Annotated in this window: 1 protein-coding gene; it reads left to right on the forward strand. The window is 58.7% G+C overall.

Going from position 1 to position 436, the window contains the following annotated elements; translation table 11 throughout:
- Positions 1-36: 36 nt before the first annotated feature.
- Positions 37-436, forward strand: a 400-nt coding sequence (locus PQQ51_RS34390; RefSeq protein ID WP_459252360.1) for a hypothetical protein, incomplete at its 3' end; no start/stop codon positions are given.

Here is a 436-nt window from a genome sequence, read left to right on the forward strand (position 1 = left end):
GGAAAAGCAGGCCCGCCGGTCGCAAAGGATAAAACGATGGACCAACAAACCGCAGCAGCGAGGTTTTGCATGCCCGAAGATGAATTCAGGTTTTCTCCGGCAGAGACGCTAAGCATGCGCCGGTTTCACCGGCATAGCCTGAGCGCCGGTGGATGGCTGATTGGCGAGCGATTCGACGATCGCTACGACACTGAAGTGGGTGGATCGCACATGGTCGTTACCCAAAGCATCGACCCAAACGGGCGCTTGATCGGTGGTCTCGATTTCACGAAGATCGGACAGTATCCGACTGAGCCCAATCCGCCCGTCATCGTGGACTACGGCGATGGCGGCAAAGCTATTTCGGTTCAAGAGGCCGAAGCTCGTCCGGAATTGGCCGCAGTTTTGGCGCGCCTGCGCGAGCGTGTGGCAGCACATTCCGCGCACGTGACCTCTC

The organism is Paraburkholderia xenovorans (assembly GCF_046030735.1).
GTDB lineage: Bacteria > Pseudomonadota > Gammaproteobacteria > Burkholderiales > Burkholderiaceae > Paraburkholderia > Paraburkholderia xenovorans_A.